The organism is Bartonella sp. AC329YNZD, assembly GCF_042196685.1.
Taxonomy (GTDB): Bacteria; Pseudomonadota; Alphaproteobacteria; order Rhizobiales; family Rhizobiaceae; genus Bartonella.
In genome coordinates this window covers 25,153-41,854 of sequence record NZ_JBHIQS010000009.1, presented here as the reverse complement: position 1 = coordinate 41,854, position 16,702 = coordinate 25,153, and the positions used below count along the sequence as shown (strand labels likewise).

The following is a 16,702-nucleotide window of genomic DNA, read 5'->3' as shown; positions in this document are numbered from 1 at the left end:
GCTTATATACCAAAGAGGATGAGTGTATTGCATATCCCTGTTTGGATCGTCTCTATAATGGAAATACAGCCTCATTTGCAGAGAATATAAAGCCGTAAAGTAAAACCAATCTCCAATCTTGCATCCTTTAATGCAGCTTTGAAACAAAGATTAAAGTGGTTTGAGGGCTTTCTCTGCTGTTGCAGCTTATATACCAAAGAGGATGAGTGTATTGCATATCCCTGTTTGGATCGTCTCTATAATGGAAATACAGCCTCATTTACAGAGAATATAAAGCCGTAAAGTAAAATCAATCTCCAGCTTTGCATCCTTTAATTTAGCCTTACAACTTTCAAAAACGTCAAGAGCAATATCTTTTAACGAATAGAGAGAATGCATTGCCTCACGCTTTTATTTTTCACGTTCTTTAATGGAATCACGTCCTTCATGTAAAATAGAACACCCCAAATCAAATATACTTGCGTAGCTAATTTACACGTTTTTTAAAGAAACATATCTCTATGTTCTCAAACCCATTTCGCAACAGTGTCCGTAAATGATATAACCTAAACACCATTGAACGCCCCCATCTTTACGCTTAGAGCAAACCAGCACCATCAACACAACTTCTACCAACGTCCACGATTGCGTGACATCCCTTAGTATTGGAGTCATGAGGGGATTTTGTCCTTGTCTTATACAGTTTCACTCCACACAGGGCTCTCCCCGCTTGTAACGCACAAAAAAACATGATTTTGTTTGATCCAACAAGCAACAAACTTGAAACGAGAAAACCCTAGGGTGTTTAAGGGTTTCATTCACGTTGAAGAGCACTCAATTATCCACTTATAAATCAGTCCATTCTCCCCCAAAGCCCCCTATAAAGAAGATGAAAACTTCTTAAGCCTCTCTGTTAAAAAATCGGGAGGCAAACACCCCGATTATGATGACTCCACAACATTCATTTTAGGGTCTCATTAGACTCTCATCGCCGTTTGCGACTCTTGCCCACGATTGCGTGAAATCCCTTATTGCGTGACGCCCCTTGACACTTGGAACAATGCATGAGGAGCATTTGTCTTTTATACAGTTTCACTCCACACAAGGCTCTCCCCGCTTGTAACGCACAAAAAAACATGATTTTGTTTGATCCAACAAGCAACAAACTTGAAACGAGAAAACCCTAGGGTGTTTAAGGGTTTCATTCACGTTGAAGAGCACTAAATTATCATTGATAAATCAGGATATTGCCAAAAGAAGAACAGCTCTTTGAACAGTACTTAATGCACCAAACGGTTTCGACATTGCCTTTGCCGAAACAATCCGCCTACTCTCGGAGGTCTCCTTTAAGACTACTCGCAATAAATTTAAAGCACCCTGCTCCTCATGGAATCCCTCACGCCTCATGGGAGCCCTCGCATTTCCACAAAAGTCTGAATGGATGTACGCTAATCTCTTTAAAATTGCCAATGACATTCGGTTTTAGGCTCTGATCTACATTCTGACTTAAGCGAACAAGAAGGAAGATAATTTATCGTTTTACATGGTGCATAAGAAACTTCATGAAACTTGAGATTCTCGCATTTCTCCCCTTTTTATTCTTGGTATTGCCCCTTACTTGTTCTTCCTATTGTATTGAATCAATCAAAATTATTCGCCAAAATTATTCACTTGAGCATCATAAGCGAGAGCGTCATATAAATAAAAAACGATTGAAAAAAATAACGTCACGCATTTCTCAAACACCAAGAGCTATCGCAATATTGGAAACTGGCAAAGAATATAACAGTGCTAACATGCATTTTTAAATATCAATTTGATATCACCCATAATGAATATTGCATCTATAGAATAAATAATAAAAAGTATTTTATATATAAGATAATGGTTTTTTAATAAACTAAAAGCTTATTTTCTTATAGCATAATGTTTTCTAAACACAGAGTACAGTGAAGGACTATATTAAAAAGCTTGCAAATCAACGTTTCCATAATGAAAACCGCATGAAAAACAAGTTAAAAAAACTTTCAAAGTTACGTAAGCATAAATTTTTAGAGGATTTTATTTTTTCATAATGATATTAACTATAGATTTTTTTAACCAATTCATATACAATATATTATGTATTTAAAATAAATTGGGGACGTTTTATGAACACAAAATGTTTAATTACACTATCTATTTTCACTTTCATTACTGCTTCAACAGCGCAAGCAGCAGATACAGTAATCTTTAAGCAACCACAACTGAATGTTTCATCGCCAAACATTTTATCGCCACGTATCTCACCGGTTACTGTCTCTGCGCCTTTTTCTTGGTCTGGTTTTTATTTTGGAGGACAAACTGGATATTTTTCCAGTCAAAACACTCTAAATTACGCACAAGAAGCCAGAGAGGGGAAATGGGCTTGGGTTGATAGAGGCTTATCTCCCAAACCATCAGGATTGAGAGCAGGTTTGTATGCAGGCGCTAATATTGATCTGGGAGATAACCTTATTTTCAGTTTTGATACGGACATGGTCTGGTCTGGGAGAAAAAACACCCAAACAGACAATGGAAAGAAAATTCTAGATGAATTAGACACAATTAACGCAGCTTTTAAAGAGGCTGGGATTCCTATTATAAAACCTGCAGCCCAAGATGAAACGATACCCAACTATGGTGACATTGTTGTAAGCAGTGTAACGTTGAAAGAAAAATGGGCTGGCGCCGCACGCGCGCGTATTGGTTTTGCTTCCCATCGTCTTATGCCTTATATTGCAGGGGGTATCGCCTACACACAGATGCAATATATCATGTCACTGTTAACAAAATCGCAAGAAGATTCGACAGTATTTGCTTCTGGCAATGTATTAGATGAGACAAAAATCATGGTTGGTTACACTATTGGTGGTGGTTTTGATCTTGCAATGACAGATAACATCGTCATGCGTACAGAATATCGCTATTCAGATTTTTTTAAACAGAAATTTGCCGACGATAAACTTAAAATCGCCTCAAAAACGCATGATTTTCGCCTCGGCATTGCTTATAAATTCTAATATCTTGTAAAAATTGAACTGTTAAAAAACCCTGTTAAAAACAGGGTTTTTTTATAGCTCCCTTTCCCTTAGAAAGACGAAGATTCTCGAAACCAGTGCTAAACTTTAAACAAATGGTTACGAAACAATCCAGCTTTTCTTAAAGCAAGGTCCTATCCTTTGATCATTTCATGGTATACGTTTGGAATATAATAACTACAACATATTGACTTATAAAGATAATTTAGTTTTATTCAGTTTGAATGAGAGTTCCGAATAACATAAGATTCTCTCATTTCAAATCTGTTCATGTTGAATCAATAAAAACCATTCGCTTGTACGTCACAAGCGGGGCTGGAATGTGGGTAAATTGTATAAGACAAGGACCAAAAATGCTTCTTATGAATTTTATCAAATACCAAGGGCTTTAGCAACATTGAGAATTAGCAAATTGTGTAATAGCGCCGGTTTGCTTATTCATAAAGCTTTTATACACTTCACAAGCATTTTGACATCATACGATTGGGTGCCATCGTAAAATTAATAAGAGCACTTATTAAGAGATATTTCTTTAAAATAAATACGGATACCGCGCTTCAATGACAACTTCATATGATGATAACATGACAACAGCATAAAATAGAAAATCATCAGTTAATTTTTCAACTTCCTCTTCACATCTAAAAGAAAGCTTCCCTCATTAATCCATAAACAATCCAGTTTTTTCTGAAAAGTAACGTCCCTAACCACTTCTCGCACTTGACTTCATAAGATAACCAAACAAGATAACAAATCTATCCTTGGAGATTTTATCCAATCCGCTTTCCACTTATATCTTCACACTTTGCAATTTGTACACTCTTGTAAGAAAAAACTCTGTTGTCAAAGACAACCACTCAGTAAAAAAAAGATGACAGTCCTTTGAATAGCACAAATAAGGGACCTAATCTCCTCTTCACATCTGAAAGCTTCCCTCACTAACCTATAAATAATCCGATTTTTTCGGTGTAAATTCATCAACTTTCTGCTTATAGGATTCACTTTATATAGGGTCATGAGAATTCACTTGCCTCCCTCTTCAAAGGATAAAAAATCCAAAACCCACACCAATCTGTAAACAGATCGTATTCTTAATAGAGTCTAGTTTCTCTTGGCTTGCTATTCATGTGATGAACATGCATCAAGCGCTATGAGCAAACCCTTTCCCGAAATATCCAACGCCTCTTAAAAAAACGCTTTAACGTTTTAAGGAGGTTGTATTATAATACTTCAAATGAAGTGTCTTTATGCAGCGCATCAAAAGAATAACACAAACATCATTGTAAACAATCATAGAAATGACAACAGCAACCAGCAAAGCATCCTTCAAGAACAAACAGCTCTATTCCATTTTCCCATAAGCTGTAGTTCTATTAAAAGTTCTCACTCATCGATAGCACCAAGCAGATTCATATATAATTATTTTAAAAATAACCTTATCGTTTTACATCTTACCCTCTTCCCCACACCTCAAAGGAGGAAGATTCCTACCAGCCACTGGTCTGTCAACAATCCAGCTTCTCACGGGTAGGTTCCACCTGCTGACCCCTCATGCGGTCCACTTCATAAGTGCAACAAACAAGCCCTGCCCTGAATACGGATCACGATATTTAAAAACACTTACAATATGGAAAAATTTTCATGCCTTATATCAATGCTCTCAACAACGCTGTTTTACAGCATAATAGAATACCGTCATTTGATGATATAAGTACCATAGAGTCTCTACACCTGCAACGTCCAGCAGATGTGCCCCACTGAAAAGAGCTATATCATTTAAAAACAAACGTAGGTTTTAGAATTTTCATCCTTTAGAGCGAAAAAAAACAAATCCAAAGATGAGGTTACTCTCATACAATTTCAAATGTCATAACAGATAAAGGAAAGTATTCATGCGGTCGAGATAAGCCACACAGTCCAGCTCCATCCGCATATTTACCTTTAGGCAAATTTTTTTACAGAGAAAGCAGCAAATCTATTACGTATTCTTGTTTTCCTAATCACTTTTTAAACCACCTTTTGAATTACGCTTGTGACAGATTCATCAGATATCAAGGTCGTCCATAAAAGACAACTTAAATAAAATAAGATAAACAACGATATCAAGTGATAGTGTAGAAAATCTATAAGTGGTGCGGGTGGTCGGACTCGAACCGACACTCCTTTCGGAACCAGATTTTGAGTCTGGCGCGTCTACCAGTTCCACCACACCCGCACATTACTATAAAAGACAGACTTGTCGATTACCCTTTTGCACTATATGAAGAAGAACAGATTCGTCAACAGAAGACTTCTCATTTTTTAGAATTCATATCATTTTTTATTTGTTTTATGAAATATTGTCTCTACCGGATTTATAGAAACCTCATTTGTAAAGTCTTTACCTCTTAATTTTATAAAAAACACATGATATTAAACAAATTAAAGCTTTGGACGATTTCTTTAGCAAATCGGCGTACAGCACCACACTGGCTTGGTTTCATTGCTTTTATTGAAAGTTCTGTTTTTCCAATTCCCATAGATGTTTTATATATTCCGATGCTGCTTATCCATCCCAAGCGGGTTTATCGCTATGCTTTTCTTGCGACGATCTGTTCTGTTTTAGGAGGAATTGCCGGTTGGTTTATAGGACATTTTGCCTATGACACCCTTGCCAAACCTATTTTAGAATTTTACGGTAAAGTTGAAAGTTTTGAATCTCTAAAAAACAACGCAACCCTACAATTTCTCATCATTTTACTGATAACATCAGGTTTTTTACATCTTCCCCCCATCAAGATTGTCACAATTTTGGCTGGTGTTATGAGTGTGCGTCTTGAATTTTTCATTCTTATTTGTATTTTTTCCAGAGGCGCTCGATTTTATCTTCTCGCGTGGCTTATGAAACATTTTGGACAAAAAGCAATGAATTTTTTAGCACAGCATTTCAAATGGATTATTCTCATTGGTTTTGTTAGTCTCCTTTTAATTTATGGGGTTTTCATCGCTTTTTTAAACAAGCAGATTTTATAAGGAATAGACTCAATGGCATGCGTTTTGTCTTCTCACCCACTTTTACACAAGCACCTTCATGTTGAACCCAGCAGAAAAGAACAATGTTTCTGGGCTTTTTTTCTCACTCTTTGCTTGTCCACCATAATAGGTCTCGCCCTTAGTTTTGAATATCTTGGCGGCTATCTTCCTTGCGATTTATGTCTCATAGAGCGTTTTCCCTATTATGGTGCCATACCATTTTTGCTCTTAGCAGGTTTTGGGGCATGTTTTTTTCGCACAACGGCTTGGATACAACTTTTATTTTTGTGTGTTTTTGTCTTAATGTGCATCAGCCTTGTTTTAGCCGTTTATCATGCGGGTGTTGAATATGGCTTTTGGGAAGCTCCCCTCAGCTGTGGTTTAAGCGCAGTCAGAAAAACCTCAAACGTTAACCAGCTTCTTAACCAATTAAACAACATTCATCCTCCTTCTTGTTCTGAAGCATCCGTACGCTTTCTTTTTCTCTCATTTGCCGGTTGGAATGTCGTCTCAAGCCTATTTTTCTCCCTTATAAGCCTCTATATCGCTTCAAAAGGAATTCTTTCAGTCTATAAAAAACTCTAACCATAAAATAGAAACGAAACCGCGTGCACTCGTTCTCTCCAATCACTTCTCCCCCCTAACCAACAACCCTCCAGTCACCAATCCCCACCCAAACCAACCCACCAACACCAACGAGTCACCAACATCCCTCCTCTAGCGTTGTACTCAAAAGACAAAAATAAGCAGAGACATCCATTTTATGGTTTCACCTCTCTGTACTTATGGGCAACATTTTGATAAAAACTCGTGATAGAAAAGCCGTAAAATAATAAGTGAGGGGACCAATAAATATAAATGGTCTGCTATGGCTGAAGATAAGAACACAGCGCCTTCTACCCTATCACCTATTTCCTTAGATATAACCAAACTTGAAGAACCATGTGTTATGATGGAACATGATCATAATGCATGGCGTGAGCATATAAAAGAAAGGGATTTAAATGCTCCTTACGAAAAACCACCTCATATAAAACCACGAATCAAATCGGCACCACGCATCAGGCAAGTTTTTTGGTGCGATTTTCCTCATGATTCAATACTCCCTGAATTTTGGAAAAAGCGGCCTGTTTTAGTGCTTTCTAAGAATGCAAAATTATATGGAAATGTGACAGTTTTGCCTTTTTCAACGAAATCACAACCCAATAATCCCGCTGCGTATCCAATACAATCTCCCATAGAGAATAAAAAAGCATGGATTATCTGCAATTATGTCACAACAGTTTCTGTAAGTCGTTTAAGTTGCTCACGTACCGTTCCAAGATTATCCTGCGAAGATTTTCATAAAGTTGTAGCTCTAATGCTCAAATATTTACCGCATTTACACTATTGACTTTTGAAAAAAATAAGCGTATATATACCGCCATACACGGCATCAGTAATGGTGGCCGCTTCCCCGCAAGGGGAGATAGGAACGAAGGAGTGGGAAACCGCTCCTTTCGTCATTTTTGGTATTTTTTTTGAGAACTTTTTAGCCATTTTTTGCAACCTTCCCTAAAACATATCCACATTCATTCTCCACCGTTGTTGTTTTGAAATATTTGCGATTTGGGGATAAGCAGAAGACAATATCCGTACTGTTGATCCGGTAAAGTTTCCCATGGAGATTACCGAGATGTTGTACATACTTATCATTTCATTGCACAAAAAATCGTGCTGGCGTTTCTTAAACTTTATATGATTTACCGCAATGGGAATATCTTTCCAAGATTGAAAAAAGCTTCGCTTTATAGTGACCACACCTCAAACGATCGTATTTTACGAGAGAACAAAGAAAATTCTCTAATGAACCAGAAATCAACACCCAATCGATTTCTATCTCTTCACCAATAATAATTGTTTGTCGCCCTAACCACATTATTTCACCGGTCACATGACCTAACATAGCTTTTGCAGATAGATTTTCTTCCTCTTTTCCGAGAAACGATCTATGTTAAGCTATTTTGGGATTTACTGCTAAATTGCGTATGCTTGCGCTTTTAAAGCCTTTTTTCTCACCATATAAAAGGTAGATAAAAAAAATAATTTCGTTTATCAGCTTTATTTTAAAGACATACCTATTTTTTACAGGATACGTTCTCCTTTCTATCAGCCCTATCGCATTTAATACACTTGTCGTTTCTAAACATGAACAACCAAGCATCACAATGGAACAATAGACATCCATTGTAGCTTGTCATCAAGTTTTGTATATTTTGACACTAGGTTTTGTACCAATTAATTTTTTTTCAAAGAGTTTTTAAAAGGCTCTCAAAGGGGGGACAAAGACCTCTCAAAGCCTTCTCTCATTTTTAGCATGAAAATGCACTTTTTTCTGATTTTCACTCTTTTTAGCTCTTTTTTACAATTTTAAATGTCAAAATCTATTTTGACAAAACGCGCATTGAATGCTAAATTTTATACATAGAAACAACAAATTACCATCTAATCCCACTGAGTATAAAGCCTAGTGTCAAACTACACCCATCACTTTCATTGGCACTTGCATTGACAAGAGATAAACAAGAGCATTGATCATCACACACGGAGCAAAAATCTATAGCGACTACGCCATAGACTTTCGCCACGCAAGGGTTATTCTTAGAGCATATTTATGATGAGATAATCATTTATGACATCCTTTTTGTTGTGCCAAAGAACAGGTTTTGCTAACTAGTTTTACTATTGTGCAAATTTCTTAAGAAAAACTCTCACTAGGTCTATAGATAGCAAGATTTCTTTATGGAGAGCGCACATGACGCTCAGCTTTGACCTTTTCCATAACAAGGGTAAATTCAAACTTTAACCAATGCGATAATAGACCTATTCTAAACGATTTACGCACCACCTCATCAGCAACAGGCTGCTCCAATATCGGTGCATTGACTTGAGAATTTTTTGCACTTCCACGCACTGTAAAAAAAGAAAGTATTTTTATCATATTTAAATCCATTTCAGTTGATTTGGATTTTAAAAGTGCCCAAAAAAATCAAACAAAAATAGAGAGGTAAGTTACGAAAACTACAGGGTAAATTTTACTGCCCCAAAATGTCTATTTTTCCCCGCCTGAACAGTCAGAGGAACACTATAAAAATTATTTTCATTAAAAAACAACTACTTATAATCTAGGGGAAGAAAGGTAAAAACTTCTCCCAGAAAAGGAGATTATCTTCAAAATTATCAAAAAAAGCAGCACAATTTTAGTAATCTTTTTATTTTTTTCTTTTGATAAAATTAATTGGCAGGTGTCTTAGGCGCCCCTCCGGTAGGTTCCCAATTCGCAATACTTGCAAGCTGCTCAATAACATCCTCTTTTAACTTACCATTTTTCTTATTGCGTAAATCATATTGATCAGCATTCTGTTGCAGCCATTTTGCAAGCGTTCCTTTAACAGTTTTACCACCCTCAGCCTCACTCACCGCTTCCCATGCCGCAACAATAGCAGCAAGCTTTGGGGCATAGCGTGGATGCGTTGGATCTTGAAACGTATAATATTTTTGATCCTTAACGTCACGAGAATCATCCTCAGGGAAAAAAAACTTTAGGTCTCTTACCACACAATAAAAGCCATTCTTTTAAATTATCTAAGGAAACAACAGAAGAATCTTGAAAAATAGGATTCTCGTCCCAACGCCCCCCCCCAAAAATCACGATGATAGTACCCTTCTACCCTTAATTTTCCCTCTTTTGCTTCTCTTACTATCTCACTATAAACAGCTCGGAACAAAGCAATTTTAGCGAGCGGTACTTGATTCCCTCCTTCGTAAATACCACTGTCTTCAGGTCTGTGTTCGTTGGTAAATTCACATATAAGTGGATCAAGCCCGCTATCAATAACGCTGCCTGCAGTATTGTTAGTTTTTGAGAACGTAAAAGCCATTCTAAACTTTCATCAATTTCCATATATTCCCCGCCTTGTTCTGCACAACTTAACATATTTTTCAAAACGCTAAGAGCAATCTCCTTCACTACACAGAGATTATACTCCCCTCACACTGCAACTTACCACACTTTTTAAGTGCCTCACAACCACACCCTTCCTTGTGATACACAAGCAAATGATTTGAATTGATTTAAGATAAGAAGTTTTAAAGTGAGAGAATCTTACTGAATTTTGGGCTTTCATGCAAAATATAAAGCCAGTTACAAGGCGATAAATGCCCCTTCATAAAGTATCAATTTTTATGCGTGATCAAACAATTTGATATGATAATATCTCTTTCATTTATGCACTCCCACCCTTAAACCTGCTCCTGCAATTACAGCACAAAAGATAATTCGTTACATCAAATCCACCTCTAAATGCAAAAGCTGTAACAACGCTCAATGCGCGTAAATATCATAAGAATACTGACTTACACCTCCACAAGCGGGATGATTGGCGTAAAACTGTACAATAAAATGCCATGCCTATAATGAACCGAGCTAAAAGCTGTCGCAACATTGGGGGCTAAGGTGTATGATGATGCCGGCTTGCTCTTTATGAAGTAACAAGCCAGCACTATCTATTTGCCAGCCCCCAATGTTGTGACAGCCCTTGGCTCTTAAGACGGTTCATAAGAGCCATTTTTAGTTCTTTCTTCTATAGTTTTTACCCACACACCAACCCCGCTTGTAGTGTGCAAGCAAGTGATTTTGATTGATTCAAGATAAACAGATTTGAAATGAGAGAATCCCACGTTATTCGGGAGGCTAATTCAATATGAATAACGCTAGATTATCATTATAAATCAATATCTTTTATGCAGCGTAAAGATGGAAAGACTCAATGGAGTTTATATTATTTAGTGTATATTATTGTATGAAGGCTTTACTGTTTTACTCTTTTATACTCTTCACGGACGCCCTCATGAAATAGGCATTTGTCCCTTGAAAAAAGTCTCTTTTAAAGAATTATTTCAAATTCCAAAGATTATTATCGTCTTTTGAACCCGTCAAATGAATGATCGTGCCCGCTTATTTCCATATATTCAAAATACATTAGAATGCTCCATTGAAAACGTCCCTTTAGCATAATAAAGCATATTTTCTCTCAATGCTTTCACGCCCCCCTCTCGACCCCACTTAATAAATCTCCCACTTAATAAATCTTCCTGTACTTGAATTTATTTGCCAGCTTTACTTTCATAGCACCCCAGCATTTTTTTACTGCAACCTTTTTGCAATTTTTCAGTTTTGAACTTTTAGATTGACTTTCGGTTTATTTTTCTTATGTTTTAGAATTATTCTAAAGTGCAGAGGAACAGAAAATGTTGAGATCGTTTTTTTCATTTGTACAACGTAAAGCTCTGTCCTTTCGTTCAGCACAAACAATGATGCTTCGCGCACTCAAAATAAAAGAGCAACATGCGGCGCTCTATTTAAAATATGCAAAAGCTCTAGAACCTTATTCCTCTAGGGAAGCCGCGGTTTTTACCGCCATGGGGCTTCAAGAGCTTAAAAATTATAAGCAACTTTTGTGCCTTTCTTGCCATAATCGTGCAAACACTATCGGTTCATTATGTGGCCGAACTTCTCTTGTGAAAGGCAAGAGCCGCCATCCCTCCCAAAAAACAACAGCGGCAAATCACACCATAAAAAAACCTTCGAAAACGCAAAGACAAACACTTTTGACTTGGATTCAACCAGGTCTAGCAGGGTTAATGGATGGCTCTGTTTCCACCCTTGCCCCCATTTTTGCCGCAGCTTTTGCCACGGGAGACACGCATCAAACTTTTTTGATAGGACTCTCAGCTTCAATTGGTGCAGGACTTTCGATGGGTTTCACAGAAGCAGCCCATGATGACGGCAAATTATCAGGACGTGGTTCGCCATTAAAAAGAGGCCTTGCCAGCGGCATTATGACCACATTAGGAGGATTAGGCCATACGCTTCCCTATTTAATCAACTCTTTTTATGTAGCGACAATTATTGCTTTTATCATTGTTTTTTTCGAACTAGGCGCCATCGTCTGGATTCAGAACAAATTCATGTCAACTCCCTTTTGGCGCGCTTCTTTACAGGTCATCATTGGAGGTGCCTTGGTTTTTGCCACGGGTATTCTTATTGGCAGTATCTAAGAAACCTTATCCACAACCCATGATTTAGATCTCTAACGTATCGTTCCTTTTAGTAACAACACATTGATTTATATAACTCTTAATCTTTGTCTCAAACATACGGCTGCCTTAGAGTTGGATGTTGATTTACAGGCAACAACAAAAGCACGCGTTCTTTTAGGCAAACAACGCCATAAAACGCAAAACTTTCCAGCAATAGGTTGAAGAGATATACCAGCACCATCACACACTTTGCTAACCCTGAATATTACGGACAAAAGCTTTTGACCCTTGAGACGATTCATGAGAAGCACTTTTAGTCCTTATCTCATATAAATTCACTCCACACGGGCTCTCTCGGCGTGTAACGCGCAAGCAACATGGTTCTGATTGCTTCAAAAAAGAGAAAAATTTATACCATTAGGGACTCTCATTTAACATACAAAAATAGTGAATTATCATTATTAATCAATATATTAGCATTCTTGGGAATTCTATTGATAGTATTTTTGGATAATGCTGTAGAGTATTCTGGATTAGCAAGAGATGATAACCAAGCTCTGGGGACAACCTCCATAAACAAACCTTCATCGACTTGTTTTATGGGTATCTTTTGTTAAAGTATCATTTTCTTCTAGACCTCATATTTTGGAAATGCCTTGATCATGCCGCACACTAAAACCAACGCACCTCTCAACAACCAAGAAAATCCTGTTTCTTCTCAACCTTCACACCCTGTAACTTTATTCGTTGAACGTCTTGCACATGGACAAGATTTAGAACTTCCTCATTATGCGACAGCTGGTTCTGCTGGCCTTGATTTACGCGCCGCCATTGGAGAAGAAGAAACGCTCACTCTTGCACCTGGAGAGCGTGCCCTTATTCCAACAGGTCTCATTTTTCATTTATCCCTTGGGTTTGAAGCACAAATACGTCCACGCTCTGGCTTAGCCTTAAAGCATGGTATCACATGCCTCAACACCCCTGGAACAATTGATAGTGACTACCGTGGTGAAGTCAAAGTTCTTCTTATCAATTTGGGCCAAGAAGACTTTTCTATCCAACGGGGAATGCGCATTGCGCAAACAGTCATCTCACCGGTTATTCAAGTCAATGTTTGCGCCATTGAACCAGAACAAAAAGACAGTCCTCAAAGCCATATGGAAAGCCGTGGAACAGGAGGTTTTGGTTCAACGGGGCACACTTAAGAAGCTTAAAAACCACTTCTCTTAAAGCAACACACCGTACAGTCTGCATCTAGATTACCTTGGGCTTTTAAAGCCCAAGAAAGTATATATTTACTCCCAAGACTCTTATTTACTCCCAAGACTTTTTCATGAAATGCGCTTCTAAACAAGCATGCTTTCTTCTCTTTTGTCTCTTCTCAGCCTTCATACCCCGTGATGTTATCCGTTCAGCGTCTTGCAGTTGAGACAAGGAAACTTTCTCATTATACAACAACTGGTTCTGCTAGCCTTAATCTACGCGCCGCAATCTACACGCCGCCATTGGAAAAGAAGAAACGCTCACTCTTACACCTGAAGAGCGTGCCCTTATTCCAACAGATCTCATCTTTCATTGATCCCTTCTTTCATTGACCCCTTGGGCTTTTAAAGCCACGCATCCCTCCACGCTCTGACTTGAACTTTAAAACAGTGCATCACATGCCCCCTAAAACAATTGACAGTAATGACCGCGGCAAAGTCAAAGGTCTTCTCATCAATTGTAGCCAAGAAAACTTCTTGCATAAAACGGGGAATGCGCCTGGCGCAAACAGTCATCTCACCGGTCATTCAAGTCAATGTCTGCGCCATTGTTTGGCCTCTCATCACACACAAACAGCCTCTCTCCACCATACCGTTGTTCCTTGCATTATACAAAACTTTATTATCACCTGATATGCTTCCATCCGCTCTCATAACAAAAACATTGGCATTAACTCGAGCTCACACACCGCTTATAATGGATACAATCTCCACATCACAGTGATTTATCAGATTGACCTCCTCCCTACACCTCAAAGGAGGAAGATTCCTACCAGTCACCGGACAATCAACAGTCCAGCCTCTCTTGGCAAGCTTCATCTGCTGACCATTTACGCGGTTCACTTCATAAGGCGCGAGAGACAAACCCTGCCCTGAATACTTGATCACGATATCTAAAAACACTTAAATATCTAAAGCTTTTCATGCCTTATATCACCGCTCTAAACAACGATGTTTTTATGGCATAAGTGGAAAATTTATTTTTTACACCTTTAATGAAAAATCCAAATACGACAAGTTTCTCTCATTCCAAATCTATTTATATTGAATCAATCAAAACCATATCTGTTGCAAATTACAAGCACAGCTAATGGAGTGGGAAAAACGAAAGAAAAGATTAAAAATGCTTCTTATGAACACAGCGTACGAAACTTGTTACTTATGAAGAAGCAAACCGGCACCATCATTACATTTGCCAGCTCGTGGATATTTGCGACAGCCCTTGGCACTTGAGACAATTCATAAAAGCCATTTTTAGTCCTTGTCTTATACAGTTTCACTCCACACGGGCTCTCCCCGCTTGTAAAGCAACAGATATGGTTTTGATTGATTCAACATGAAACAGGTTCGGAATAAGAGAATCCTACGATAATCGCAACTCTCACTCAATATACAAACAATGAATTATTATTATAAATCAAAAAGTTGCATCGAAATTAAAGGGGCGATAAAGATGCAAAGAGTATGATGGCACCAACCTAAATCATCTACAAGCAATAATCACTCCTGTTTTTATTATTTACCGCATCACTTGAGGAAAGATGAGAAGAATTTTGCAATCCTACAAGACCGATTTTACGATATCCAGCCATGCGTATTTGATTGCGTAAATCGACGACAAAACCACAATCAATTTCACTCTATATCGGCTCTCCACCTTTGATGAAAATACTTTGTTTCCTTCAACAGAAGCTGTACAGTTTTGTTATCATGGGGCAGTAACAGTTTCTATCGTAGAAATGTTAGCGTTTACCGCAGGACTTGTTATTGGAGCATCCATATGATCCACCCCATGGCCACCCTCTCCATCTACAGCACTGTCTGTCACTCCTGTTTTTTTATTATTTACCACACCACTTGAGGAAAGATGAGGAGAATTTTGCAATCCTACAAGACCGATTTTGCGATATCCAGCCATGCGTATTTGATTGAGTAAATCGACGACAAAACCATAATCAATTTCGCTATCCGCTTTAATTAAAATTTTTGTCTCTAAATTTTGCTTAGTTTCCCCCAACAAAGCTTCCCTCAAGGCTCCTTGTTCTACAAGACGATCACCAATGTAAAGAGAACGATCTTTTTGTAAAGTAACATAAACAGGCTCATCAGGTTGCTCTACTGAAGGCGCTTGAGTGATAGAAGGAAGCTGAACAGGAATGACAGATGTTGCCAAAGGTGCTGCAACCATAAAAACAATAAGCAACACCAACACAACATCAATAAAAGGGGTCACATTGATTTCGCTCTGCAACCCACTCTCATCGGACTCCCAGTCATTATTAAAACTTGCTTTCATTTTTTAAGACTTTTCTGTTGTCTTTGTCTATCAAGTTCACGGCTCAAGAGCCTTTCAAGAGCAGCCGCGATATCGCCTAAATCACTACGATAACCATTCAAAGCACGCATAAGGCTATTATACATAACAACGGCGGGAATAGCTACAAAAAGCCCAATAGCTGTTGCAAATAAAGCTTCGGCAATTCCAGGAGCCACCACATCCAATCGCGTTGTTTGAGACTGAGCAATTCCAATAAAAGAATTCATAATTCCCCAAACAGTTGCAAAGAGACCAACAAAGGGAGCAATTGCACCAATGGTTGCAAGAACGGTGCTTCCACATGCCACACGGCGTGTAGCAGCCAGCAAGCAACGCGACAAAAGCGAGTGAACCCTTTCTTTTAAACCTTCATGAACATCACGCGCATTAATATCACGGGAAACATTTTCATATTGACCGCTCTTCTCATAAAAGAGAATATCTTCAATCGTTTGTGCACTTTCCTTTGAGCTAGTTCTCTCACCAGAGCTTTCATTTATCCCTTCAGGAGCAGAAAAATGAACCTGTTGTGTAGAAAGATACACCTCTTTAAGGACTTCTTTGAGAAAAAACACGCCTGCACCTTTGCTTTCTTTCAAACTCGCTGCCAAACGTGTAAGAGTCTGAGCGTTAAGAACCAATTGGAGTTCATGACGAACTCTTCGTTTTGCCAAAGTGATCTCAATAATTTTCACAAAAGCAATTGTCCACGACATAAGAGAAGCAAGTAACAAAATAATGATAACAGCTTTCACCACCCAATCAGCAGCCATAAACATAGAAAAAGGAGAAAAATCATGCACTGTCAATACAGCAGACGTATTATCTAAAGGGACTGTTTTATCTAAAGGGACTGTTTCAGATTCCATTTTTATCTCACATTCTTGTGCTCTTATCTTTATTTATGAGCTGGATCGTCACCCCGCATAGCATCACTGTTCCACAATGCCACTACCCTTTTAACGTCACTTATGTATTCCTCTTAAGAAAGA

Annotated in this window: 12 protein-coding genes, 1 tRNA gene and 2 pseudogenes; 9 read left to right on the top strand and 6 right to left on the bottom strand. The window is 38.1% G+C overall.

Translation table 11 applies throughout. The features are described 5' to 3' along the window. Positions 1-1,252: 1,252 nt before the first annotated feature. Positions 1,253-1,462 (top strand): annotated as a pseudogene (gene fumC, locus ACFIMW_RS05650) (class II fumarate hydratase); the annotation flags it as partial. A 667-nt stretch (positions 1,463-2,129) separates the two neighbouring features. Further along, positions 2,130-3,020 carry an outer membrane protein gene (locus ACFIMW_RS05645; protein ID WP_375608134.1) on the top strand — a complete coding sequence of 297 codons (891 nt, stop codon included), beginning with the start codon at positions 2,130-2,132 and terminating at the stop codon, positions 3,018-3,020. Between the two features lie 2,148 nt (positions 3,021-5,168). On the opposite strand, the gene ACFIMW_RS05640 is transcribed toward ACFIMW_RS05645, so the two are convergent. Further along, positions 5,169-5,253: transfer RNA gene (locus tag ACFIMW_RS05640), tRNA-Leu, on the bottom strand. 191 nt (positions 5,254-5,444) lie between these two features. On the opposite strand from ACFIMW_RS05640, the gene ACFIMW_RS05635 reads away from it, so the two are divergent. The 3 genes from ACFIMW_RS05635 (at position 5,445) to ACFIMW_RS05625 (ending at position 7,443) form a co-directional block, all read left to right on the top strand. Further along, positions 5,445-6,050: a YqaA family protein gene (locus ACFIMW_RS05635; RefSeq protein WP_375608133.1), complete on the top strand. Its 606-nt coding sequence runs from the start codon at positions 5,445-5,447 to the stop codon at positions 6,048-6,050. Between the two features lie 12 nt (positions 6,051-6,062). After that, on the top strand, positions 6,063-6,635 hold the full coding sequence (locus tag ACFIMW_RS05630) for a disulfide bond formation protein B (protein ID WP_375608132.1): 573 nt from the start codon (positions 6,063-6,065) through the stop codon (positions 6,633-6,635). A gap of 283 nt (positions 6,636-6,918) precedes the next feature. Further along, positions 6,919-7,443, top strand: a complete 525-nt coding sequence (locus ACFIMW_RS05625) for a type II toxin-antitoxin system PemK/MazF family toxin (protein WP_375608131.1) — start codon at positions 6,919-6,921, stop codon at positions 7,441-7,443. 1,386 nt (positions 7,444-8,829) lie between these two features. On the opposite strand, the gene ACFIMW_RS05620 is transcribed toward ACFIMW_RS05625, so the two are convergent. From ACFIMW_RS05620 to ACFIMW_RS05610, 3 genes are all read right to left on the bottom strand, one after another. Continuing rightward, positions 8,830-9,030, bottom strand: coding sequence for a hypothetical protein (locus tag ACFIMW_RS05620; protein ID WP_375608130.1), 201 nt, complete (start codon positions 9,028-9,030; stop codon positions 8,830-8,832). Between the two features lie 293 nt (positions 9,031-9,323). Continuing rightward, complete coding sequence (locus ACFIMW_RS05615) at positions 9,324-9,647, bottom strand: hypothetical protein (protein WP_375608129.1); 324 nt, start codon at positions 9,645-9,647, stop codon at positions 9,324-9,326. 23 nt (positions 9,648-9,670) lie between these two features. Next, positions 9,671-9,970 carry a hypothetical protein gene (locus ACFIMW_RS05610; RefSeq protein ID WP_375608128.1) on the bottom strand — a complete coding sequence of 100 codons (300 nt, stop codon included), beginning with the start codon at positions 9,968-9,970 and terminating at the stop codon, positions 9,671-9,673. 1,369 nt (positions 9,971-11,339) lie between these two features. Here ACFIMW_RS05610 and ACFIMW_RS05605 point away from each other — a divergent pair. From ACFIMW_RS05605 to ACFIMW_RS05590, 4 genes and pseudogenes are all read left to right on the top strand, one after another. Further along, on the top strand, positions 11,340-12,149 hold the full coding sequence (locus tag ACFIMW_RS05605) for a VIT1/CCC1 transporter family protein (protein WP_375608127.1): 810 nt from the start codon (positions 11,340-11,342) through the stop codon (positions 12,147-12,149). Positions 12,150-12,221: 72 nt separating this feature from the next. Further along, a pseudogene (locus ACFIMW_RS05600) lies at positions 12,222-12,347 on the top strand (integrase); the annotation flags it as partial. A 446-nt stretch (positions 12,348-12,793) separates the two neighbouring features. Further along, positions 12,794-13,336, top strand: coding sequence for a dUTP diphosphatase (gene dut, locus ACFIMW_RS05595; protein ID WP_375608126.1), 543 nt, complete (start codon positions 12,794-12,796; stop codon positions 13,334-13,336). Positions 13,337-13,792: 456 nt separating this feature from the next. Further along, positions 13,793-14,026, top strand: a complete 234-nt coding sequence (locus ACFIMW_RS05590) for a hypothetical protein (protein ID WP_375608125.1) — start codon at positions 13,793-13,795, stop codon at positions 14,024-14,026. 1,075 nt (positions 14,027-15,101) lie between these two features. On the opposite strand, the gene ACFIMW_RS05585 is transcribed toward ACFIMW_RS05590, so the two are convergent. Both ACFIMW_RS05585 and ACFIMW_RS05580 read right to left on the bottom strand, forming a co-directional pair. After that, positions 15,102-15,689 (bottom strand): biopolymer transporter ExbD, encoded by a 588-nt coding sequence (locus ACFIMW_RS05585; protein ID WP_375608124.1) that lies wholly within the window; start codon positions 15,687-15,689, stop codon positions 15,102-15,104. After that, positions 15,686-16,579 carry a MotA/TolQ/ExbB proton channel family protein gene (locus ACFIMW_RS05580; protein ID WP_375608123.1) on the bottom strand — a complete coding sequence of 298 codons (894 nt, stop codon included), beginning with the start codon at positions 16,577-16,579 and terminating at the stop codon, positions 15,686-15,688. Before ACFIMW_RS05580 ends, ACFIMW_RS05585 begins: the two co-directional genes overlap by 4 nt. Positions 16,580-16,702: the final 123 nt, after the last annotated feature.